16 protein-coding genes and 3 tRNA genes are annotated in these 20,806 nt (G+C 72.2%); 12 read left to right on the forward strand and 7 right to left on the reverse strand.

Going from position 1 to position 20,806, the window contains the following annotated elements; translation table 11 throughout:
- Positions 1-44: 44 nt before the first annotated feature.
- Both ACIOGZ_RS07640 and ACIOGZ_RS07645 read right to left on the reverse strand, forming a co-directional pair.
- Positions 45-1,478, reverse strand: coding sequence for an FGGY family carbohydrate kinase (locus ACIOGZ_RS07640; RefSeq protein WP_363586322.1), 1,434 nt, complete (start codon positions 1,476-1,478; stop codon positions 45-47).
- Positions 1,479-1,585: 107 nt separating this feature from the next.
- Positions 1,586-1,891 carry a hypothetical protein gene (locus tag ACIOGZ_RS07645; RefSeq protein WP_350878155.1) on the reverse strand — a complete coding sequence of 102 codons (306 nt, stop codon included), beginning with the start codon at positions 1,889-1,891 and terminating at the stop codon, positions 1,586-1,588.
- 246 nt (positions 1,892-2,137) lie between these two features.
- On the opposite strand from ACIOGZ_RS07645, the gene ACIOGZ_RS07650 reads away from it, so the two are divergent.
- Together ACIOGZ_RS07650 and ACIOGZ_RS07655 are read left to right on the forward strand one after the other, a co-directional pair.
- A tRNA-Asn gene (locus ACIOGZ_RS07650) sits at positions 2,138-2,210 on the forward strand.
- A 61-nt stretch (positions 2,211-2,271) separates the two neighbouring features.
- Positions 2,272-2,344, forward strand: a tRNA-Asn gene (locus ACIOGZ_RS07655).
- 161 nt (positions 2,345-2,505) lie between these two features.
- Here the strand turns inward: ACIOGZ_RS07655 and ACIOGZ_RS07660 are convergent.
- On the reverse strand, positions 2,506-3,258 hold the full coding sequence (locus ACIOGZ_RS07660) for a trypsin-like serine peptidase (RefSeq protein WP_400805420.1): 753 nt from the start codon (positions 3,256-3,258) through the stop codon (positions 2,506-2,508).
- A gap of 107 nt (positions 3,259-3,365) precedes the next feature.
- A complete protein-coding gene (locus ACIOGZ_RS07665; RefSeq protein ID WP_400805421.1) occupies positions 3,366-4,244 on the reverse strand; it encodes a trypsin-like serine peptidase in 879 nt (292 codons plus the stop codon).
- Positions 4,245-4,433: 189 nt separating this feature from the next.
- On the opposite strand from ACIOGZ_RS07665, the gene ACIOGZ_RS07670 reads away from it, so the two are divergent.
- Both ACIOGZ_RS07670 and ACIOGZ_RS07675 read left to right on the forward strand, forming a co-directional pair.
- Positions 4,434-4,507: transfer RNA gene (locus ACIOGZ_RS07670), tRNA-Ile, on the forward strand.
- An 814-nt stretch (positions 4,508-5,321) separates the two neighbouring features.
- Entirely contained in the window at positions 5,322-6,107 is a 786-nt protein-coding gene (locus ACIOGZ_RS07675; protein ID WP_400985171.1) for a BTAD domain-containing putative transcriptional regulator, read from the forward strand.
- A 17-nt stretch (positions 6,108-6,124) separates the two neighbouring features.
- On the opposite strand, the gene ACIOGZ_RS07680 is transcribed toward ACIOGZ_RS07675, so the two are convergent.
- Positions 6,125-8,011, reverse strand: a complete 1,887-nt coding sequence (locus ACIOGZ_RS07680) for a phosphatidylglycerol lysyltransferase domain-containing protein (protein WP_400985173.1) — start codon at positions 8,009-8,011, stop codon at positions 6,125-6,127.
- A 322-nt stretch (positions 8,012-8,333) separates the two neighbouring features.
- Here ACIOGZ_RS07680 and ACIOGZ_RS07685 point away from each other — a divergent pair, with 322 nt between their 5' ends.
- From ACIOGZ_RS07685 to ACIOGZ_RS07700, 4 genes are all read left to right on the forward strand, one after another.
- A complete protein-coding gene (locus ACIOGZ_RS07685; protein WP_400985175.1) occupies positions 8,334-12,227 on the forward strand; it encodes an amino acid adenylation domain-containing protein in 3,894 nt (1,297 codons plus the stop codon).
- Positions 12,228-12,299: 72 nt separating this feature from the next.
- The gene (locus tag ACIOGZ_RS07690) at positions 12,300-13,277 is read left to right on the forward strand and encodes a TauD/TfdA dioxygenase family protein (protein WP_400985177.1); all 978 of its coding nucleotides are present in this window, start codon (positions 12,300-12,302) and stop codon (positions 13,275-13,277) included.
- Positions 13,278-13,337: 60 nt separating this feature from the next.
- Positions 13,338-14,150, forward strand: a complete 813-nt coding sequence (locus ACIOGZ_RS07695) for a phytanoyl-CoA dioxygenase family protein (RefSeq protein WP_363586314.1) — start codon at positions 13,338-13,340, stop codon at positions 14,148-14,150.
- On the forward strand, positions 14,150-15,253 hold the full coding sequence (locus ACIOGZ_RS07700; protein ID WP_400985179.1) for a zinc-binding dehydrogenase: 1,104 nt from the start codon (positions 14,150-14,152) through the stop codon (positions 15,251-15,253). The genes ACIOGZ_RS07695 and ACIOGZ_RS07700 overlap by 1 nt, the downstream gene beginning before the upstream one ends.
- An 80-nt stretch (positions 15,254-15,333) precedes the next feature.
- Here the strand turns inward: ACIOGZ_RS07700 and ACIOGZ_RS07705 are convergent, their stop codons facing one another.
- Both ACIOGZ_RS07705 and ACIOGZ_RS07710 read right to left on the reverse strand, forming a co-directional pair.
- Entirely contained in the window at positions 15,334-16,839 is a 1,506-nt protein-coding gene (locus tag ACIOGZ_RS07705; RefSeq protein ID WP_363586312.1) for an MFS transporter, read from the reverse strand.
- Between the two features lie 43 nt (positions 16,840-16,882).
- Positions 16,883-17,509 carry a TetR/AcrR family transcriptional regulator gene (locus ACIOGZ_RS07710; RefSeq protein WP_363586311.1) on the reverse strand — a complete coding sequence of 209 codons (627 nt, stop codon included), beginning with the start codon at positions 17,507-17,509 and terminating at the stop codon, positions 16,883-16,885.
- A 178-nt stretch (positions 17,510-17,687) separates the two neighbouring features.
- Between ACIOGZ_RS07710 and ACIOGZ_RS07715 the strand changes: the two genes are divergently transcribed.
- From ACIOGZ_RS07715 to ACIOGZ_RS07730, 4 genes are all read left to right on the forward strand, one after another.
- Positions 17,688-18,641, forward strand: coding sequence for an SPFH domain-containing protein (locus ACIOGZ_RS07715; RefSeq protein ID WP_400985180.1), 954 nt, complete (start codon positions 17,688-17,690; stop codon positions 18,639-18,641).
- Positions 18,642-18,650: 9 nt separating this feature from the next.
- Entirely contained in the window at positions 18,651-18,878 is a 228-nt protein-coding gene (locus tag ACIOGZ_RS07720; protein WP_363586309.1) for a hypothetical protein, read from the forward strand.
- Positions 18,879-18,915: 37 nt separating this feature from the next.
- Positions 18,916-19,560 carry a GPP34 family phosphoprotein gene (locus ACIOGZ_RS07725; RefSeq protein ID WP_363586308.1) on the forward strand — a complete coding sequence of 215 codons (645 nt, stop codon included), beginning with the start codon at positions 18,916-18,918 and terminating at the stop codon, positions 19,558-19,560.
- Positions 19,561-19,792: 232 nt separating this feature from the next.
- On the forward strand, positions 19,793-20,695 hold the full coding sequence (locus ACIOGZ_RS07730; protein WP_400985182.1) for an ABC transporter ATP-binding protein: 903 nt from the start codon (positions 19,793-19,795) through the stop codon (positions 20,693-20,695).
- Positions 20,696-20,806: the final 111 nt, after the last annotated feature.

Consider the following 20,806-nt stretch of genomic DNA (forward strand, 5'->3'; position numbering starts at 1 on the left):
GGGGGCGCCGCCGTCCCCGGCCGGCGAGGCCGCCGCAGCCGGGGTCAGGCCGCCGTCTCCGGGTGGATCTGTTCGCGGGCGGCGCGGTACTGCTGGCGCACCGCCGACCCGATCGCCAGGTCCTGCTCCCCGTCCGGCTCGACGGTCTCGGCGTCCGGCAGCTCCCACTCCGGCGGCTCCGGGGTGCCGGCCAGTGCCCAGGCGGCCTGCCGGGCGGCCCCGCGGGCGGCGTGGGCGCCCGGCGGCGGCACCACGACCGGGACGCCGAACAGCGGCGGGGCGATGTGCCGGACGGCGGGCAGCCGCCCGGCCGCGCCGAGCAGAAACACCCGCCGCACCGCGACACCCTGGGCGCGCAGCACGTCGAGGGCGTCCGCGATGTTGCACAGCATGCCCTCGACGGCGGCCCGGGCCAGGTGCTGCGGTGTCATCGACTCGGCCCGCAGGCCGGTCAGGGTGCCGGCCGCGTGCGGGAGGGCAGGCGTCCGCTCGCCGTCCAGGTAGGGGAGGAGCACCAGCCCGTACGCGCCGGGGGAGGAGTGCAGGGCGAGGTCGCTCAGGCCGTCCAGGTCCCGGCCGAGCATGGCGGCGGTGGCGCGGAGCACCTGGGCGGCGTTGAGGGTGGCGACCATCGGGAGGTGGCGGCCGGCGGCGTCGGCGAAGGAGGAGATCAGCCCGGTGGCGTCCACCACGGCCTGGTCGTGCACGGCGAAGATCGTTCCGGCGCTGCCGAGCGAGACCACCGCGTCGCCGGGGCGCAGCCCGAGGCCGAGCGCGGCGGCCATGTTGTCGCCGGTGCCGGCCGAGATCAGCAGGCCCTCGGGGGTGTGCCCGGCGGGTTCGGCGGGGTCGAGCACCTCGGGCAGCCGCAGCTCGTGGCCGAGCGCCAGCTCGACCAGGTCCTGCCGGTACTCGCCGGTGATCGGGGACCAGTAGCCGGTGCCGGAGGCGTCGCCCCGGTCGGTGGTGCGGCGCCTGGGGTGGCCGAGGAGCTGCCAGACCAGCCAGTCGTGCGGGAGCAGCACCTCGGCCACCCGGCGGGCGTTGGCCGGCTCGAACTCGGCCAGCCAGCGCAGCTTGGCGATGGTGTAGGTCGGGCTGGGGACGGCGCCGATCGCGGCGGTCCAGGCGGCCGGGCCGCCGAGCGCGTCCAGCAGCTTGGCGGCGGCGCCGCCGGAGCGCGGGTCGTTCCAGAGGATCGCCGGCCGGACCAGCACGCCGCCCGCGTCCAGGCCGATCATGCCGTGCTGCTGCGCGCTGACGCCGATGGCCCGGACGCCCTCCAGCAGGCCGCCGGCGGCGGCGTCGCCGAGCGAGTGCAGCCACAGCTGTGGGTCGGCCTCGCCGGGGCGGGTGTCCGGGTCCTCGGGGACGGGGTGCGGCGCCTTGCCGGAGCGCAGGACGGCGCCGGTGTCGGCGTCGCACGCGACGATCCGGGTGCGGTTGGTCGAGCTGTCTATCCCCGCGACGATGGCCATGCCGAGATCATGCCTCAGCCCGGCCCTGGACGCGTCCGGGCCGGGCGAGGTGTTGCCCGTTCGGGACTCGACGCAGGGCCCTGGTACACCCTGGCGTCACCGTCCCGTCACGGGCGGAAGGTACCCCAGCCGTCGTCCTCGGCCCGGGAGCGGTTGAAGTACGGCACCCGGTCGGTGACGGCGTTCGGCAGCCGGTCGCCGACCTTGTCCGCGACGGCGCCGGCGGCCTTCCCGGCGACCGCGCCGGCCTGCTGCCTGGCTCGGTCGGCGGCGCCCTGCACCGTGGGGTTCTGGGCGATCTGCCGGGTGACCTTCGTGATCTGGTCGTAGCGCCGGCGCCCGGCCCGGGAGCCCAGGACGTAGCCGGCCGCGAACCCCGCGGCCAACGACAGCTTCCACATGATCGGATCCACCCTCTCCTGGCGGCCTTCTGCCGCATTGCCCTACCCGTCCGTCGGGACGGCGAACCGTCCGTGCCCCCCAGCATCCCCGGGGGCCGTGCCGGGCGCGCGCCGGGCACGCCGGGTGGGAGGCCGCGCGGGAGCCCCGGGGGCGGTCCGGCGAAAGCGATTGGCGGACCACCCCCCCGAGTGCGCTAATGTATGTCCCGCAGCGAGCGCCGAGGAGCCCGGGGAACCGGGGGCCGAGGCGGAAGCCGATCCCCCATAGCTCAATTGGCAGAGCAGCCGACTGTTAATCGGCAGGTTATTGGTTCGAGTCCAATTGGGGGAGCTCGGGAGAGGTCTTGCAAGAGCCCTCCTCCCGTCCGTGGTACGGCAGTTCGGTACCGCGATCCCGCATAGCTCAATTGGCAGAGCAGCCGGCTGTTAACCGGCAGGTTTTTGGTTCGAGTCCAAATGCGGGAGCTTCATCGGGTCCGCCCGGTGACTGCTCAGAGCGAAGGCCCCTCGGATGACCGGGGGGCCTTCGTGTTGCCTTCGTCACCTCGCGACGGCCGGGCGGCTCGGGCGGCCGCCTCCGGAGCCCGGACGGCCGCCTCCCGGGTCCGGGTGGCCGCCGACCGGGTTCAGGTGGTCGCCTCCCGGTAGAGCGCGGAGACCCGCCGGTCGAAGGTGACGCTGTAGGAGGTGCCGGCCGTCTCGCCGCCCTCCTGGTAGCCACCGATCACGCCCACGACCGCGCCGCTGTCCGTCACCCACGGGCTGCCGCTGGTGCCGTCGGTGTAGCCGTCGCAGTCGAAGCGCTCCTGGGTCGGGCTCTGCGAGCGGGTCCTGGCCGCGCAGGTGATCGGCTCGTCGCGCTCGTTCGGGTAGCCGGTCACCGAGACGGCGAGCCCGAAGCCCTGGCCGGTGGCGATCGGGTTGCCGCCGACGGCGTCCTCGACCTGCTTGCCGCCGACCGTGCCCACGGTGACGAAGGCCACGTCGTACTCGGGGTCGTCGTCGTCCGCCCAGCGCGGGTCGACGGTGATCGACTTCACCGGCCAACTGCCGTACGGGATGAAGCCGTTGCGGTAGCCGGGGGTGAACACCAGGCCGTCCAGCAGGCCGATCCGGCGGTTCTGCACGCAGTGCGCGGCGGTGACCAGCAGGTTGTGCCTGGGGCTGCGGACGACGCTCGCCGTGCAGGCCCGGGGGCCCTGCGCGGTGCGGACCGAGAGGGTGCCGATCCGGTCGCGGGTGCTGCTCTGCTGCGCGACCTCGGCGGCGGGCGCCTGGTCCTGCTCGCCCCCGTCGCACGCGGTTCCGGCGGCGAGCAGCAGGGCCGCCAGCGCGACCGTCCGTGCGGCGCGCGGGGGCCGTGCCGGGCGGGGGGCCATCGGGGCTCCGTCTCGTTCCTCGGGGCGGGCACCGGGTCCGTGCGTTCCGCCGTTCGAGAGGAAGATCTATCAGGCCGTGCCCGGCGGCGCCACCGCCGCCCCTCCGGTCAGCCGGTGGCCCGGTCGTAGAGCGCCTGGACGCGGTCGCCGAAGTAGCTGCTGTACGAGGTGTCCGGGCTGTCGCCGCCCTGCTGGTAGCCGCCGATCACGCCGACCACGGTGCCGGTCCTGGTGCTCGGGTCGAAGTCGGTCACCCAGGGGCTGCCGCTGGTGCCGCCGGTGTAGTCGGGGCAGTCGATCCGCAGCTGGGTGGAGCTCTGCTCGGTGGTGTTGTTGGCGCAGGTGATCGGGACGTCGCTGGTGCCGGGGTAGCCGGTGATCCGCACGGGCAGCTGGTAGCCGAGGCCGACGCCCAGCTTGTTGGCGCCGAGCACCTGCTGCACCTGCTGCCCGTTCTGGGCCTGGACGACGGCGAAGGCGACGTCCACGTCCGGGTCGGCGTGGTCCTTCCAGTCGTCGTCGACGGTGACGGCGATCAGCGGCCAGACGCCGCTGGGGGTGTCGCCGTTACGGTAGCCGGGGACGAAGACGAGGTCGCTGCGCTGGCCGAGTTGGGGGTCCCAGACGCAGTGCGCGGCGGTGACGATGAGGTTGAGCCCGGCGCTGTCGACGACGCTGGCGGTGCAGAAGTGGTCGCCGTCCGCGTTGCGGGTGAAGACGGCGCCGACCAGGCCGTTGAGCACGGTGGGCCTGGCGGTGCGGGTGACTCCGGTGTGCCTGGAGACGGCGCCCCTGAGCCGTTGTCGGTTCCAGCCGTGGCCGCCGCCGGAGGCCGAGGCGGATCCGGAGGGACGGGCGGAGCGGGTGGCCGGAGCCGAGCTGACCGTCGGCGCGCCCCCGCCGGGCCCGGCGGAGGTGGTGCAGCCCGCCGCGGCCAGCAGCACCGCGAGCGCCCCGGCCGCGGCTCCCGTCCCACGTGTCGTCATCCGTCCAGGCTGCCCGTGCGGCCGTCCGGGCGCCACCCGAACTGCGCAATCAGGACAGGCGCACGCCTGTGCGCACCCGTGCGCGCCCCCGGCGCGCACCACGGGTGATCGACCGGCTATGCTGCGCGGGACGTCCTTTCGGGGCCGTCTGCTGCTGCCGTGGTCGACGACCGGCGCACGCGGCGAACCGGGGCGGTAGCTCAGCCGGTTAGAGCAGGGGACTCATAATCCCTTGGTCGTGGGTTCGAGTCCCACCCGCCCCACCTCGAACAGCCGTCAGGGCATGAGTAAAAATGACGCCCTGACCTGGCGAAACGTGCAGGACTTCGATCGGAACTGTAGAGCATGAGGCGCCCCGCCGGTCTGGCGCCGCGCCGAGATTCACCCGCCAGTGGACATGACGAGGGGTTCGCCCCCGGGCTGTCGGCAGCGTCCCGACCGAGTGGTGCCGTCCGTCCACCGAGCGCGGCCAGGCCGCGTCGTTGCCCGCCTGCGGAGGGGTCGTGATGGGTGGGCGCGATCAGGACCGTCTTGAGTTTCCGTCAGGGAAGTCGACTGGCTCCAGGCCCGGGTGTGGACTCTCAAGTGAACCTCGAATCCGTGGAATTCCTTTATCAATGAGCGCCATCCTGAAATCTGGCAGTATGTCTGGTTCTTCGATCCGAGAGAGCTTCCGACCAGCGGATCTCAGTCGGGCGAGGGTGGTTCGGCTATTGCCCGAAAGTCGCCCGTCGGTCATAGATTCAAGCGGAATCTTTACGTCCGAACCGGCAGTCCGGAGTTCCTCCCGCAGGGGCGGGGGTTGCCCATCCGGCGCGTGATAGGGTCCTGAATTCATGACCCGGCGCATACCAGGCCGGGTCGGCTTGGGGGGAATCCAGGTGGCCCGGTGTCGTCGGGTCGCCATCGGCAATTCGGGCGCGCCGGCGAGGGACGCATGCGTGAAGGTGTGCAGTCGCCAACCTGTGCCAGGGGCTGTCGGCGCGACTTCTGCTTTCTTCACACACCATGCCCGGACTCACCGGACCATCGGTTCTGAGGATTCCGGGTCTTCTGACCGGGGGGATGAGAAGAATCGTGTACTTTCGCGTTCTCGGAGCACTTGCAGTGGAGACGGACGGCGGGACGCCGCGCACTCCGCAGGCGTTGAAGCTCCGGGCCCTGCTGGCGCTGTTGTGCCTGAACGACGGCCGCCCACTGTCCGCGCCGCAGCTCATCGACGCCCTCTGGTCGGGGACGCCGCCGCGCACCGCGTCCACCGCCCTGCAGGTGTACGTCTCCCGGCTCCGCAAGCATCTGGCGGGTGCGGGCTTCGACGTGTCCGGGCTGCTGACCAGGCCGCCCGGCTACATGATGGAACTCGCCCCGCTCACCCTGGACCTGCACAGCTTCGAATCGCTGTGCCTGCGTGCCGGGGAGCTGCGGGCGGTGGGCCGGCTGGAGGAGGCCTCGCTGCTGCTCTCCCAGGCACTCGGGTTGTGGACCGGCCCGGCGCTGGCGGACCTGTCCACGGTTCCGGCATTGCAGAGCCTGGGCCACCAGCTGGACGAGAAGCGGTCGGCCGCGCTGGAGGAGCGGGCCGAGACGGAACTGCTCCTGGGACGGCACAAGCCGCTGGTCGGCGAGCTCTACGGGTTGATCGACGAACAGCCGATGCGGGAGACCTTCCACGGTCTTCTCATGCTCGCGCTGTACCGCAGCGGCCGACCGGCCGAAGCCCTCATGATCTACAACCGCATCCGGCGCGTCCTCATCGACGAGATCGGCATCGAACCGGGGCCCAGGCTGAGGCAGTTGCAGCAGTCGGTCCTGGCACGGGACGCCGGCCTCGAAGAGCACACACTCGCCCATCTCGCCTGCTGAACGGGCTGACCGCATCCCTACGGCTCGTCCGGCCCCGCGACGCGCTCCGCCCGCGGGGCCGGACGAGCCGTACCGGCTCCCGCCCCGGCGAGCCCCTGCCGCAGCGGCTTGCGGCCCCACTGGGGCCGGCCGAGGGTGATGAAGGCCTCCGCCCGCATCGCCGCGAGCCCGATCCGCGGCAGATCGCGGGTGTGCGGGAAGACCAGGAAGCGCGGCACCCACTCCGGCTGGAACTTCGCGTTGAACTTGTACAGCGACTCGATCTGGAACCAGCGCGAGAGCAGCACGAGCAGCCCTCGCCAGGCCCGCAACACCGGTCCCGCGCCGAGCCGTTCTCCCCGGGCCAGGGCTGAGCGGAACATCGCGAAGTTGAGCGAGACCCGGCGTATCCCGAGTGCGGGCGCCGCCTGGAGAACGGCGACGATCAGCAGCTCGTTGAGGCCGGGGTCGGCGGCGCGGTCCCGGCGCATCAGTTCCAGCGAGATTCCCTCGGGGCCCCAGGGTACGAAGTGCAGCACGGCGGCGAGGTCGTCGGCCTCCGGCTTCCCGCCCGCCTCGCCCGATCCGACGTCCGGGGAGTGGTGTGCGGTGACCACCACGCAGCCGGTGTCCTCCACGTCGCCGAAGCGGCCGAGGGCGGTGGAGAAACCTCGCTCGATGTCGGTGCCGCGCCAGCGGGCCGCTGCGGCCGCGATCCGCGCCCGCTCCGCGTCGTCGAGATCGCGGACCCGGCGGACCTTGCAGGAGTAGCCGTTGCGCTCGACGCGTTTGACCATCTGGCGCACATTGCGCATGACCCGCCCGCTCAGTGAGAAGTCGGCCGTGTGCACGACCGCTTCATCACCCAACTCCAGGGCGTCCAGTCCCGCTTCGCGCGTCCACACCTCGCCGCCGGTCTCGCCGCACCCGATCACGGCGGGCACCCAGGCGTGCCGCCTGGCCTCGTCCATGAACGCTTTGATCGCTCCGGGCCAGGCCTCGACGTCGCCGATGGGGTCGCCGGAGGCGAGCATCACACCGGACTCGACGCGGTAGGCGATGGCGGCCTTGCCGGTCGGCGAGAACAGCACGCTCTTGTCACGCCGCAGCGCGAAGTACCCCAGCGAGTCGCGCGCCCCGTGCCGTTCGAGCAGCTCACGTACCCGGGCCTCGTCGTCCGCGGAGAGCTCCGCCAGCGGTTTCTCGGGCCGCAGGAACAGGTAGGAGGTGGTCAGCAGGGTGATCAGACCGAGCGCGCCGAGTGAGTAGCCGACCAGGTCCGCGACCCGATCAGAGGTGTAGCGCACCGGCCCCTCGACTCCGACGAGTCCGTACGCGGTGTGCCGCAGCCGCTCCTCCAGTGAGGGCGAGCCGGCCTCGTAGTCCGGGTGCACATTGGTGATCAGCAGCCCCAGCACGAGGGAGACGCCGCCCACCGCGATGAAGCTCAGCAGCGTTCGCCAACGGGTACGCGGGTCGGACAGCGCGTAGAACTCCCGCCGGTACAGCAGCATCACCAGGAGCAGCGCGAACGACACCGCACCGGTGGCGGTGGTGTGCCACCGCAGGAGGTGCAGCAGCCCGCCCACCGGGAGCAGCACGACCACCGCCCGCCAGGCCCGCCGCTTGCGGCGGCGCAGCGCGTGCGCCAGCAGCACGAGCAGCACGCCGACCATCAGCGAGCCGACCGCGGTCACCGTGGTGGTGCCACCGGGCAGTTGACCGGCCAGCAGGCGCACCCGACTGTGGCGGAAGCCGGGGAAGACGGCGGACGCGAGGTCGATCAGCCCGATCAGCAGGCAGGCGTACGCGGCGAGGGTGGGGACACGCGGCCGGGGCGCCGGGGTGGCCAGGTCGCGAAGGGTGTGCGCTGCCGGGCGACGACTCGTAGCCGGACCCGGGCGGGGAGGCGCTGGATTGTTCATAGAGCGCGAATCTAAAGCCGGATCAGAGGATTTCAGTCATCCTGAAGAATGAGATTCGGCGGGATTAAGGGGCGCTTTAGCGGAGTGAAATGCAAGTGGTGTGCATGTGGAGGTTTAGCGCCCGCGTCTAGCATTCTTCTCGCAGTGGAGTCAGGCGGAGCCGGGTTGTCCGGTCGGGATCGCGACGATGCGCTTTTCTTCCCGTTGCTTCCCGAATTTTCCGCGCGTCCTCCACATTCCGTCCTTGTATTCGGCGGGAATCCGCCGGCCGGTGCGCACCATGAGGAGTGTGAGAGAAGTGTCAGGGTCAGGATCCGGCGACATGCGCCTTCCCGTGTCAACGGCCCAGCGTGAGATGTGGCTGGCCGAACAGGTCGATCCGACCGCTCCACAGCAGCGCATCGGTGAATACCTGGAACTCCAGGGGGCCATCGACCGGTGGGTCTTCGAAAAGGCGGTGCGGCAGGCCGTCGCGGAGGCCGTCCCGATGCACGCCCTGTTCGTCGAGGAGGACGGTGAGCCCCGGCAGTGCGTGACCCCCTTCTCCGACTGGGAGTTCCCGGTCCTCGACGTCTGTGGCGAACCGGACCCCGCGGCCGCCGCGCGGGCCTGGATGCGGGCCGACCTGTCCCGCCGGATGGACCTTTCCCGAGGGCCGCTCTTCTCCTACGCGCTGTTCAGCCTGGGGCCGGATCGCAGCTTCTGGTACCTCAGCGCCCACCACGCGGTCGCGGACGGGCACACGGGCGCGCTGATCGCCCAACGGGTGTCCGAGCTCTACGCCGCCATGACCGCGGGACTCCCCCTGCCGGCCAGCCGGTACGGGGCCATCCGGGAGATGCTGGCGGACGACGCGGACTACCAGGCCTCCGGCCGGGGTGCGGCGGACCGGGCGTACTGGACGGCCCGGTTCGCGGACGGACCGGAAGTCGCCACCCTCGCCTCCCAACCGCCGGGCGGGCCCGCCGCGCAGGGACAGACCAGTCACACCGGCAGCCTCTCCGTAGCCGAGACCGAGCAGCTCAAGGCCGCCGCCCGCTCGGCCCGCACCCACTGGTCCGTGCTGGTGATCGCGGCCGCGGCCGCCCAGGTCCACCGGCTCTCCGGCGCACAGGACGTCATCCTGAGTCTGCCGATGGCCGCCCGCACCGACGCCGCGGCGCGCACCACGCCGGGGATGTACTCCAACGTCCTGCCCCTGCGCGTCACGGTCCGCCCGGACCTCACGCTGCACGAGCTCGTCCGTGAAGTCGCCGGTGGATTCCGGGAGATGATCCGGCACCAGCGTCACCGGGGTGAGCGCCTGGGGCGTGACCTCGGCCTGCCGGACACGGGGCGCTACCGGACCGGTCCCATGGTCAACATCATGGCCTTCGACTACGACCTGCACTTCGCCGGTCGGCCCGCCACTGCCCACCACCTGACCCAGGGGATCGTCGAGGACCTGTCGTTCACGGCCTTCGACCGCGCGGACGGCCTGGGGCTGCGCATCGATCTGGTCGCCAACTCGGCCCGCTACGAAGCCGACGAGCTGGCCGCGCACCACGCGCGCTTCCTGCGCTTCCTGCGCGCCTTCAGCACGGACCGGGACACGCGGGTCGGCTCCGTCGATCTGCTCACCGAGGGAGAGCGGATCCGGTTGCTCACCGAGCTCGGCGGCCCCGAGCGCAAGTACCCGGAAGCCGGCCTCCCGGAGCTGTTCGCCCGGCAGGCCGAGGACACCCCGCACCTGCCGGCCGTAGTCTCGGCGGAGACCACGCTGACCTACCGGGAGCTGGATACCGCCTCGAACCGGCTCGCCCGGCTCCTCATCTCGCGGGGTGTCGGGCCCGAGCGGATCGTCGCCATCGCGTTGCCCCGCTCGGCCCTTCTCGCCGTTGCCGTCCTCGCCGTCCTCAAAGCGGGCGGCTGCTATCTCCCCGTTGATCCCGAATATCCCGCCGAGAGGCTGTCGTTCATGCTGAGCGACACCGTGCCCGCCGTCGTGCTGACGACTGTGGACACGGCCCGGCGGCTGCCGCACACGGACGCCCCCCGGTTGATCCTCGACGAGTCCGGCACCCTGGGCGAGCTGGATCAGTTGGTCGGCACGGAGATCGACGACGAGCAGCGGCTGGGCCGGCTCGACCCGGCACATCCCGTGTACGTCATCTACACCTCGGGCACCACCGGCCGGCCCAAGGGCGTGGTGATGTCCGGGCGGGCGATGGTCAACCTCCTGTCGTGGCACGACGAGGCCTTCCCCTCGGCCGCCGGGGCCAGGGTCGCCCAGTTCACCGCGCTCAGTTTCGACGTGTCCGTGCAGGAGATCCTGTCCGCGGTGCTGTTCGGCAAGACCCTGGTAGTGCCGACCGACGAGGTCCGGCGCGACCCCAAGCTGCTCGCCGCCTGGCTTGACGCGGAGTGCGTGAACGAGCTCTTCGCCCCCAACCTCGTCCTGGAGGCCCTGTGCGAGGCGGCCCTCGACCAGGGGTGGACCATCCCGTCGCTGCGGGTCCTGGCGCAGGGCGGTGAGGCGCTCACCCCGAGCCGCCAGGTACGCGAATTCGTGCGGGGCCGCGCCGGGCGTCGGCTGCACAATCACTACGGCCCGAGCGAGACCCACCTGGTGACGGCCCACACCCTGGCGGCGGACGTCGACGCGTGGCCGCCCGCCGCCCCGATCGGCCGGCCGATCCCCAACATCAGGGCGTACGTCCTGGACGCCGGCCTGCGCCTGGCCCCGGAGGGGGTGCGCGGAGAGCTGTACCTCGCCGGGGCCGGGGTGGCCCGGGGCTACCTGAACCGTCCCGGACTCACCGCCGTACGGTTCGTCGCCGACCCGTACGGGCCGCCGGGAAGCCGGATGTACCGGACCGGGGACGTGGTCCGCTGGCTGCCCGACGGGCAGCTGGAGTACCACGGCCGGTCCGACGACCAGATCAAGATCCGTGGATTCCGGATCGAGCCCGGCGAGATCAGGTCGGCCCTCGCCGCCTGCCCCGGTATCGTCCACGCCGAGGTGGTGGCCCGCGAGGTCAGGCCCGGGGACCGGCGGCTCGTCGGATACGTCGTACCGCAGACGCGGGGGTGCGACACGGCCGCGGTACGCGAGTTCGTCCGGGCGAGGTTGCCGGCCCACCTGGTGCCCTCGGCCGTCGTCGAGCTGGCGGAGCTTCCGCTCACGCCGAACGGAAAGCTGGACCGCCGGGCGCTGCCCGAGCCCCGGCTCACCGGCGGCGCCCCGGCCCGCGAACCGGCCACCGAGCAGGAGCGGGTCCTGTGTGGCCTCTTCGCCCAGGTACTGGAGTTGCCCGCGGTCGGTGTCGACGAGAACTTCTTCGACCTCGGCGGGCACTCCCTCCTTGCCGCCCGCCTCGTCGCGCGGATCAGGGCCGCGCTCGGCACGCCGCTGGAAGTGCACGCGCTGTTCGAGTCCCCGAGCCCGGCCGGGCTCGCCCGGCGGATCGCAGACCCTTCGTCCGGCGCTGCGCCGCAGTCCCTGTTGCCGTTGCGCGCGGAGGGTTCCCGGTCTCCGCTGTTCTGCGTCCACCCGGCTGCCGGAATGGGCTGGCCGTACGCGGGGCTCCTGCCGCACCTCGGCCCCGACCAGCCCGTGTACGCGCTCCAGGCGCGGCGCGGGCCCGGGGAAACGCCGGGCTTCCCGGCCACCGTCGAGGACATGGCCGCCGACTACGTGGCACGGATCCGTGCGGTGCGCCCCGAGGGCCCCTACCGGATACTCGGCTGGTCCTTCGGCGGTCTGGTGGCCCACGCCATGGCCACCCTCCTGGAGCGCGAGGGCAAGGTGGTCGACCTGCTCGTGATGGTGGACTCCTATCCCGTGGACGACCGGCTCCGGGCCGACATGCCCAGGTTCAGCGAGGACGAGTTCGGCCGCTCCCTGCTCCAGTCGGTCGGCGACGACGATTTCCTCCTCGGGGACGACCGGGCCCGGGCCGCGCTCCGCGACGTCTACCGCAACGACCTCGACCTGATGGCCGGGTTCAGGCCCGGCAGGTTCCACGGCGGATTGCTGTTCTTCCGGGCCGCGGAGTCCGACCCCGGCGACCCGTACGAACCGGGCCGCAGCACCGCGGCGGTCTGGGCGGGCCACATCGGCGGCCCGGTCGAATCCCACGACGTGCCGGCCACCCACCACCGCATGATGCGGCCGTCGGCCCTGGCGGAGATCGGGCCGGTCCTCGCCGCGCGGCTGCGGTCCGCGGACGCGTAACGGCCCCGCCCCGAGGCGACGGTCCCACCAACCCCGGCGCACCCGCGCCCCGAGGACCAGGAGGTCCACCGCATGACAACCACTCCGACCCACCCCGAGCACACGGGCGTCGACGCCGCGCTGGCGGAGGTACGGTCACTGGCCCGCCGTGGCATCGAGGGCCGGACGGACCATCACGGCCCCCGGCTCCTGCGCAGGCTCGTGGAGGGCCGGCAGGGCGGCCCGTACGAGCACTTCGAGGTACGTCCGTCGGGACCGCTGATCGGCGCCGAGATCCACGGCATCGACCTGCGCACCCCGCTGAGCGACGAGGCGTTCGGCGAGCTGGACCGGGCCCTGCTCGAATGGAAGGTGCTGTTCTTCCGCGATCAGGACCTCACCGCCGAGCAGCAGCGGGCCTTCGCGTGCCGATGGGGCGCGATCGAGGGGCACCCGTTCCTGCCGGCGGGTACCGGAGAGGACGTCGTGCGACTGGAGAAGGGCAAGCAGAACCCCGGCTTCGAGAACGTCTGGCACTACGACTTCCCGTGGATCGAGCGCCCCCCGCTCGGCGCCGTCCTGCGCATGGTGGAACTGCCCGAAGGGGGCGGCGGCGACACCCTGTTCACGGATGCGGCCGCCGCGTACGACAACCTCCCGGACGAGGTGAAGGCGCGCATCGACGGGCTGAAGACGGTCAACGACTTCACCCCGTCGGCCAACTACCGTGAGCTGATGACCGACGAGCAGCGGGTGCACTTCCAGGGGGTCTACCCGCCGGTGGAACACCCGCTGGTGCGCACCCACCCGAAGACCGGGCGCAAGACACTGTTCCTGACGTCGATCTTCACCACCCACATCGCGGGCCTGCCGGCGGACGAGAGCGAGGAGCTGCTGGCCCACCTCTTCCGCCAGCTGGAGTACCCCGAATACCAGGTGCGCTTCCGCTGGGAGGCGAAGTCCATCGCCTTCTGGGACAACCGGGCCGTGCAGCACTACGCCACCTCGGACTACCACCCGAACCGCCGGGTCGTGGACCGGACCGCGATCGCCGGCGACCGGCCGTTCTGACCTGAGCACTCGGTCTGGCACGCCCCGCACCCGCCACTCACGTCATACGGAGGAACACCCATGCGTCTCAGCGAAGAACAGATCGCCCGATACCACGAGGACGGATTCCTCCTCGTGGAGTCCGTGCTGGACGACCGGGAGGTGGAACGGCTTCGAGCCGCGTTCCAGCGCGACTGCCGCGTTCACGGTCCGCAGGTGATCAGGGAGGAGTCCCGGGACGAGGTGCGCGCGGTGTACGCCTCGCACCACCGGCAGCCCGAGTACGCCGGGCTGATCCGGGACCCCCGGATGCTCGTGCCGGTGCGGCAACTGCTCACGGACGACGTGTACGTGTACCAGCTCAAGATCAACGCCAAGCCGGCGTTCGGCGGCGAGAAGTGGTCCTGGCACCAGGACTACGTCGCCTGGCGCCTCGCCGACCGGCTGCCCGCCCCGCTCCAGGTCAACGTCGGTGTCTTCCTCGACGCCGTCGACGAGTTCAACGGCCCCGTGATCTTCGTGTCCGGATCGCACCGCTACGGCCCGGTGCGCGGCAGCCGCACGGCCGAGGCCAAGTCCGCCCAGCACCTGGACCCGGAGGACATCGCGCTGACTCCCGACCAGCTCTCCACCCTGGTCGCCGAGCGCGGCATGGTCAGCCCCAAGGGCCCGGCCGGCTCCCTCGTCTTCTTCTCGCCCGAGATCGTGCACGGCTCCGCACCCAACATGTCGCCCTTCCCACGCCGACTGCTCATCGCCACCTACAACGACACCGCCAACCTGCCGAGCTGGACCGGTGAGCCGCGCCCCGACTACGTCGTGTGCCGGGACACCGGGCCCCTGCGCATCCTCGACGCCCCCTTCCTCGACGCCCTCGAAGGGGTGTCGGCGTGATGCGCGGGAAGGCCGTCGTCCTGGAGGAGTTCGGCCGGCCGCTCGCGCTGCGGGAGTACGAGGTCCCGCCCGCCCCGGTCGGGGGGATGCTCGTCGCCTGCCGCCACGGCGGTATCTGCGGCACCGACCTCCACCTCCAGCAGGGCCATCTGCCGATCCCCACCCCGCTGGTCCTCGGCCACGAAGGCCTCGGCACCGTCCACGAGCTCGGTCCGGGTGCCCCCGGGCACGATGCCACGGGAACCGCACTGCAAACCGGCGACACCGTGATGTGGGCGTCCTCGATCGCCTGCGGCTCCTGCGTCCCGTGCCGGCTGCACCGTGAGCCGACCCTGTGCGAGAACCGCCGCACCTACGGGGTCAACCGCTCCACCACCGACGGTCCCGAGCTCTCGGGCGCCTGGGCCGAGTTCATCGTGCTGCAGGCCGGCACCACCGTCGTGAAGCTGGACGACGGCATCGACCCGCTCGCCGCCATGTCCCTGGCCTGCGCGGGGCCGACCGTGGTGCACGCCCTCCTCGAGCGCAGGCCGGTGCGCCTCGGCGAGACGGTCGTGGTCCAGGGCAGTGGTCCGGTGGGCCTCGCGGCCGCCGCGTTCGCCCGGCTTGCCGGGGCCGCCAAGGTCATTCTCGTGGGCGGTCCCGACAGCCGACTGGCCCTCGCTGCCGCCGCCGGCATCGGCGACGTGCACCTCGACATCACCGCGCCCGGCGACGCCGAGGCCGTCCTGGACCGGGTCCGCGCGGAAACCGGAGGAACCGGGGCCGACCTCGTGATCGAGTGTGCGGGCGTGCCCGGGGCGGTCGCGCAGGGCCTCACCCTCGCCCGCCGGGGCGGCTCCTACCTGGTCATCGGCCAGTACACGGACGCAGGCGACACCCTGTTCAACCCGCACCAGATCGTGTACCGGCAGCTCGATGTCGTCGGATCCTGGGCGTTCACCGGCGCGCACCTCGTCGAGTACGTACGCCTGCTGCCCGCCCTCACGGCCCGCTTCGACCTGGGCAGCCTGGTGTCGTCCTACCCGCTGCACGACCACGGGACCGCGCTCGCGGCCGTGGCGGACGGTTCGGTGATGAAGGCGGTCCTCACGAACCCGTAGGTGTGTGCGAGGTGGTAAGCGTGCGGAGCCGCCGGACCCCGTCCGGCGGCTCCGCACGCATGTCGGCGGCCGGGCACGCCCTAGTGGGGGGTCGCCGTCGGGACGGCGTCGGCCTTCTCGGCCTCGGTGCCGTCGGACCCCGTACCGCCGTTCTGCTGCCTGGCGTTGATGAGGAGGAAGGCGACGGCCGCGGCCGCGGCGAGGATGCCGACAGCCCACCAGATCGCGGTGGCGTAGCCGTGTACGGCCGCCGCGTTGGCCAGCTTGGCCGGGTCGGCGCCGGAACGGGCCTTCTCGGCGAGCCAGTTGGTGGTGGCACCGGCCGCGATGGTGTTCAGCAGGGCGGTGCCGATGGAGCCGCCGACCTGCTGGGAGGTGCTGACCATGGCGGAGGCCACGCCGGCGTCCTGCGGCTGCACGCTGCGGGTGGCCAGGCTCATGGCGGGCATGAACGCCGTGCCCATGCCGAGGCCGAGGAGCACCTGTGCGGGCAGAATCAGGCCGACGTACGAACTGTCGACCTTGATCTGGGTGAGCAGCGCGATGCCGAGGGCCGAGGTCAGGAAGCCCGGACCCATCAGGAGCCGGGGCGGCAGGCGGGTCATCAGCCGGGTGCCGATCTGCGTCGACCCGGTCACCATGCCGACGATCATGGGCAGGAAGGCGAATCCGGTGCGGACCGGCGTGTAGCCCTTCACGACCTGCAGGTAGTAGGTCAGGAACAGGAAGAGCCCGAACATGCCGATGACGGCCAGCCCCAGGGAGAGGTAGATGCCGCCCCGGTTGCGTTCGGTCACCACCCGCAGCGGCAGCAGGGGGGCCGGGGCCTTGCTCTCGACCAGGACGAACACGCCGAGCAGGACCACCGAGGTGATGAAGAGCGCGACGGTGACGGGGGCGGTCCAGCCGTCGGACTCGGCACGGGTGAACCCGTACACCAGCGACAGCAGGCCGGTGGTGGCGAGAATGACACCGGGGAGGTCCAGCCGGGCGCTGTTGCGGGCGCCCGCCGGCTCGCGCACGACGGTGACGGCGCCGAACACGGCCGCGATGGCGAACGGGATGTTGACGAACAGCGCCCAGCGCCAGTTCAGGTACTCGGTCAGCGCACCGCCCATGATCAGGCCGACGGCCCCGCCGGCACCGGAGATCGCGCCGTAGATCCCGAATGCCTTTGCCCGCTCCCTGGGTTCGGTGAAGGTGACCGCGAGCAGCGAGAGCGCGGCCGGGGCGAGCAGTGCGCCGAACACGCCCTGCAGGGCGCGGGCGGCGAGCAGCATCCCGGGGCTGACCGCGAGGCCGCCCAACGCGGATGCGCCCGCGAAGCCGAGCAGGCCGACGATGAACGCGCGTCTGCGGCCGGTGAGGTCGGCGATGCGGCCACCGAAGAGCAGTAGGCTGCCGAACGCCAGCGAGTAGGCGGTGATCACCCATTGCCGGTTGCCGTCGGAGATGCCGAGGTCGTGCTGGGCCGAGGGCAGGGCGATGTTCACGATGGTCGTGTCGAGCACGACCATCAACTGGGCGATGCCGATGAATAACAGCGCTTTCCAGCGCTGTGGGTCCGACGGGGCGGTTGCGGGCATGACGCCTCTCAGTTGACCGGGCGGCAGGGGTGGGCGGAGCTGCTCAGGGTGCCTGTTCCAGCGAGGGCAGCAGGGTGGGCAGCAGTTCGGCGACTACGTCGACTGCAGCGCGCCACGCTTCATCGCTGCCGGGTCCGCCCGTGGCGGTCCGGGCGAGGATGCCCTCGCGGGAGGCGAGCAGGAACATGGCGAGGCTCTGCGCGTCGACGCTCGTGCCGTTGCGCTCCAGCAGGCGGGCGAGGGCCCCGGTGACGGCCTTGTCGTGTTCGTGGAGTCGTGCGCTGAGCTCCGGGCTGCGGGCCGCATCGAGCCGGAACTCCAGGAAGAGCAGGATCCATCCCCGTTCGTCGGGGTCGACCGCCAGGAGCAGTTCCCCGATCCGTCGGGCCGCCCCCGGAGCCGGATGGTGCAGCAGGCCCTCCAACTGGTCGAGCCGGTGCGCGGAGTGGTGGTCGAACAGTGCGAGGACGAGGTCCTGCTTGCTCTCGAAACTGGAGTAGAAGGCCCCCCGGGTGTACCCGGCCGCCGCGCACACGTCCTCGATGGTGGTCTTCGCGTACCCCCGCGCGACCAGCACCTGCCCGGCGGCGTCGAGCAGCCGGGCGCGGGTGTGAGCACGCCGGCGGGGCGGCCGGCCGGAATCGGTGGAAGCAGTCTTCGATGGAGCCACGCGGGAACGATACATCATGTATTTAATACGCTGCGTATCAAACTGCCGTATCGCCGACCGGAGTTGGCGGCGGGGTCGCCACCCCGGCGGATGCGGCCAAACCCCTGGCGCGGTGCGCAGAAAAAGTGATATCACTTTGACAGCTGGATCGGAAACACTCGCTGGAGGAGCTGGTCTCATGGCCACACCGCGTTCTGCCGTCGACGTCGAAGGCGGCCCCGTCCTCGACCTTCCGGCCCCCAAGATCACCGAGCGGGTCATCACCGGTGCCGCGGGGCTGCCGGTGCTCGGAGGGACGCTGCTCGGTCTGCTCGCGGGGATCGGGGCGACCATCGCCGGCGGTCTCCAAGTGGCCGGCGGGTCCAAGGCGCTGGGGATCACCCTGCTGACCGTCGGGCCGCTGGCCGTCCTGGGCGCGCTGCTGCTGCTGTGCGGGCTGACCGTGGTCTCGCCCGGCCAGGCGCGGGTGGTCCAGCTGCTCGGCCGCTACCGCGGCACCATCCGCGCCGAGGGCCTGACCTGGCTGAACCCGTTCACCAGCCGCCGCCGGATCTCCACCCGGATCCGCAACCACGAGACCGAGACCAACAAGGTCAACGACGCGGACGGCAACCCGATCGAGATGGCCGCCGTGGTGGTCTGGCAGGTCGAGGACACCGCCAAGGCCGTGTTCGAGGTGGACGACTACAGCGACTTCGTCGCCATCCAGACCGAGACCGCCGTCCGGCACATCGCCAGCAGCTACCCGTACGACGCCCACCGCGAGGGCCAGTTGTCGCTGCGCGACGGCGCGGAGGAGATCAGCCGGATGCTCTCCGCCGAGATCGCGGCCCGGGTCGTCTCGGCCGGGGTGCGGGTCGTCGAGTCCCGGATCACCCGGCTCGCCTACGCGCCCGAGGTCGCCCAGGTGATGCTCCAGCGCCAGCAGGCCGGGGCCGTGGTCGCGGCACGGCGGCTGATCGTCGAGGGCGCCGTCGGTATGGTCGAGGAGGCGCTGGACCGGCTCGCCGAGCGCGACGTCGTCGAACTGGACGAGGAGCGCAAGGCCGCCATGGTGAGCAACCTCCTGGTGGTGCTCTGCGGCGACCGGGGCACCCAGCCCGTCGTGAACACGGGCTCCCTCTACCAGTAAGGCGCGGCGTTGGCGACGGAGCGGAAGAAGATCCTGCTGCGACTGGACCCGGCGGTCCACGACGCACTGGCCCGGTGGGCCGCGGACGAGCTGCGCAGTGCCAACGCGCAGATCGAGTTCCTCCTTCGCCGTGCCCTCAGCGACGCGGGCCGGATGCCCGGCGACGCGGCCCGTCTTCCCCGGCGCGGCCGACCGCCCAAGGAGAACCCGGAGGCCGGCGGTTCCGACGCCGGATGAACGGGCCCATCCACCGTCCATCTGCTTGGAGTCCATCGTGGACCTGCCCATCACCCTGCCGGAGAAGCTCTACCTGCTCGCCTACAACCCCGAGCGCGAGCGGCTCACCGCAACCGCCAGGCTCGACCTGGTGCTGCGGGCCGCCGCGCTCGCCGAACTCCTGCGGCGCACGCTGATCCGCGACGACGGCCGGCACCCGGCCGCCGTCGACGGAGCGTCGGCCGACGGCCTCGACCCGCTCTCCGCCGCGATGCTGGAGCAGATCCGGCAGGGCCGGCGGCGCAGCTGGCAGGGCTGGGTCGGCCGCCGCCAGGGCCCGGCGGCCCGCGCCGCGCGGGTGGTCCGGGACGGGCTGGCGGCGTCCGGGCGGATCCGGCTCGAACAGCGCCGCGCGCTCGGACTGTTCCCGTGCACCCGGGTCGTCCTGCCGGAGCAGCGGCTGCGCAAGTCCCTTGTCGCGTCGGTGAGTTCGGCGCTGAAGGCGCCGCTCAGCCGGGTCGACCCGGCGGACGCCGCGCTGGTCGCGCTGGTCGACGCCGCCCGGCTCGGAGCCGTCCTGACGTGGCGCCAGAGCCGCGAGTTCCGCACCCGGATCGACAAGCTGGCCCCCGCCGCGGGCCCCGTCCCGCGCGCCCTGCGCCGGGCCATCAGCACCCGCAACGCCGACGCCGCGGTGGTCTGACCCAGCCGGTGTGATCCGAACGAGAGGCCCGGTCGCCGACATGGCGGCCGGGCTTCCCGCGTTCCGGGCCCGCGCCCGTGCCCATCCACCGATCGGTTGATCCACCCTCCACCGCGCCCGCCCGCAGCTCTGACCGTCCGGTCGATCCGCGGCCGGGGCCCCGCGCGGGAAGCTCGTCGCAGGCCGGCAGAACCGGCCGGACCAGCGGGGACGAGCGGGAGGGAGCGGCGCGATGGCCGTGATCGAGGTGGCGGGGCTGCGCAAGGCCTACGGGCGGCGCCAGGTGCTGGAGGGGGTCTCCTTCGGCGTGGAGCGCGGCGAGGTGTTCGGCCTGCTGGGGCCGAACGGCGCGGGCAAGACGACCGCCGTGGAGTGCTGCGAGGGCCTGCGCCGGGCCGACGCGGGGACGGTCCGCGTCCTCGGCCTGGACCCGGTGAAGGACGCCCACCGGCTGCGGCCGAGGATCGGCATCCAGCTCCAGCAGGCCCAGCTGCAGGGCGCGCTGCGGGTCGGCGAGGCGCTGGAACTGTACGCCGCGCTCTACCCGAACCCCCGGGACTGGCGCGAGCTGCTCGACGAGTGGGGGCTCGCCGACCAGCGCCGGACCCCCTTCGACAAGCTCTCCGGCGGCCAGCGCCAGCGGCTGCTCATCGCCCTCGCGCTGATCGGCAACCCCGAGGTGGCCTTCCTGGACGAGCTGACCACCGCGCTCGACCCGCAGGGCCGCCGGGACACCTGGGAGCTGGTCCGGCGGATCCGCGACGAGGGCGTGACGGTGGTCCTGGTCTCGCACTTCATGGACGAGGTCGAGGCGCTCTGCGACCGGGCCGCCGTCCTCGACGGCGGACGGATCGTCGCCACCGGCACCCCCGCGGAGCTGATCGCCCGCTCCGGCACCGGCGGCACGCTCGGCTTCCGCCCCAGCGGGCCGCTGGACACCGCCCGGCTGGCGGCCCTGCCGGGGGTCACCGGGGTCGAGGAGCGGGACGGCCGGGTCGAGGTCTCCGGCGTCGGGGACTTCGCCGACGAGGTCACCGGCCTGCTCGCCCGCGAGGGGATCGTCGTCACCGGGCTGCGGATCCGCGAGCACAGCCTGGACGACGCCTACCTCGCCCTGACCCGCCACGACTCCTGAGCCGTCACGCCCTCTGAGCCGTCACGCCCTCTGAGCCGTCACGCCCTCTGAGCCGTCACGCCCTCTGAGCCGTCACGCCCTCTGAGCCGTCACGCCCTCTGAGCCGTCACG

The organism is Kitasatospora sp. NPDC088160 (genome assembly GCF_044741445.1).
Taxonomy (GTDB): Bacteria; Actinomycetota; Actinomycetes; order Streptomycetales; family Streptomycetaceae; genus Kitasatospora.

Coding starts and splice junctions, on each gene's coding strand:
- ACIOGZ_RS07660 (WP_400805420.1), bottom strand. CDS start 3,258: ATGGCCCCCCGCCCGGCACGGCCCCCGCGCGCCGCACGGACGGTCGCG.
- ACIOGZ_RS07695 (WP_363586314.1), top strand. CDS start 13,338: ATGCGTCTCAGCGAAGAACAGATCGCCCGATACCACGAGGACGGATTC.
- ACIOGZ_RS07700 (WP_400985179.1), top strand. CDS start 14,150: ATGCGCGGGAAGGCCGTCGTCCTGGAGGAGTTCGGCCGGCCGCTCGCG.
- ACIOGZ_RS07730 (WP_400985182.1), top strand. CDS start 19,793: ATGGCCGTGATCGAGGTGGCGGGGCTGCGCAAGGCCTACGGGCGGCGC.
- ACIOGZ_RS07690 (WP_400985177.1), top strand. CDS start 12,300: ATGACAACCACTCCGACCCACCCCGAGCACACGGGCGTCGACGCCGCG.
- ACIOGZ_RS07685 (WP_400985175.1), top strand. CDS start 8,334: ATGCGCCTTCCCGTGTCAACGGCCCAGCGTGAGATGTGGCTGGCCGAA.
- ACIOGZ_RS07715 (WP_400985180.1), top strand. CDS start 17,688: ATGGCCACACCGCGTTCTGCCGTCGACGTCGAAGGCGGCCCCGTCCTC.
- ACIOGZ_RS07640 (WP_363586322.1), bottom strand. CDS start 1,478: ATGGCCATCGTCGCGGGGATAGACAGCTCGACCAACCGCACCCGGATC.
- ACIOGZ_RS07705 (WP_363586312.1), bottom strand. CDS start 16,839: ATGCCCGCAACCGCCCCGTCGGACCCACAGCGCTGGAAAGCGCTGTTA.
- ACIOGZ_RS07680 (WP_400985173.1), bottom strand. CDS start 8,011: ATGAACAATCCAGCGCCTCCCCGCCCGGGTCCGGCTACGAGTCGTCGC.
- ACIOGZ_RS07665 (WP_400805421.1), bottom strand. CDS start 4,244: ATGACGACACGTGGGACGGGAGCCGCGGCCGGGGCGCTCGCGGTGCTG.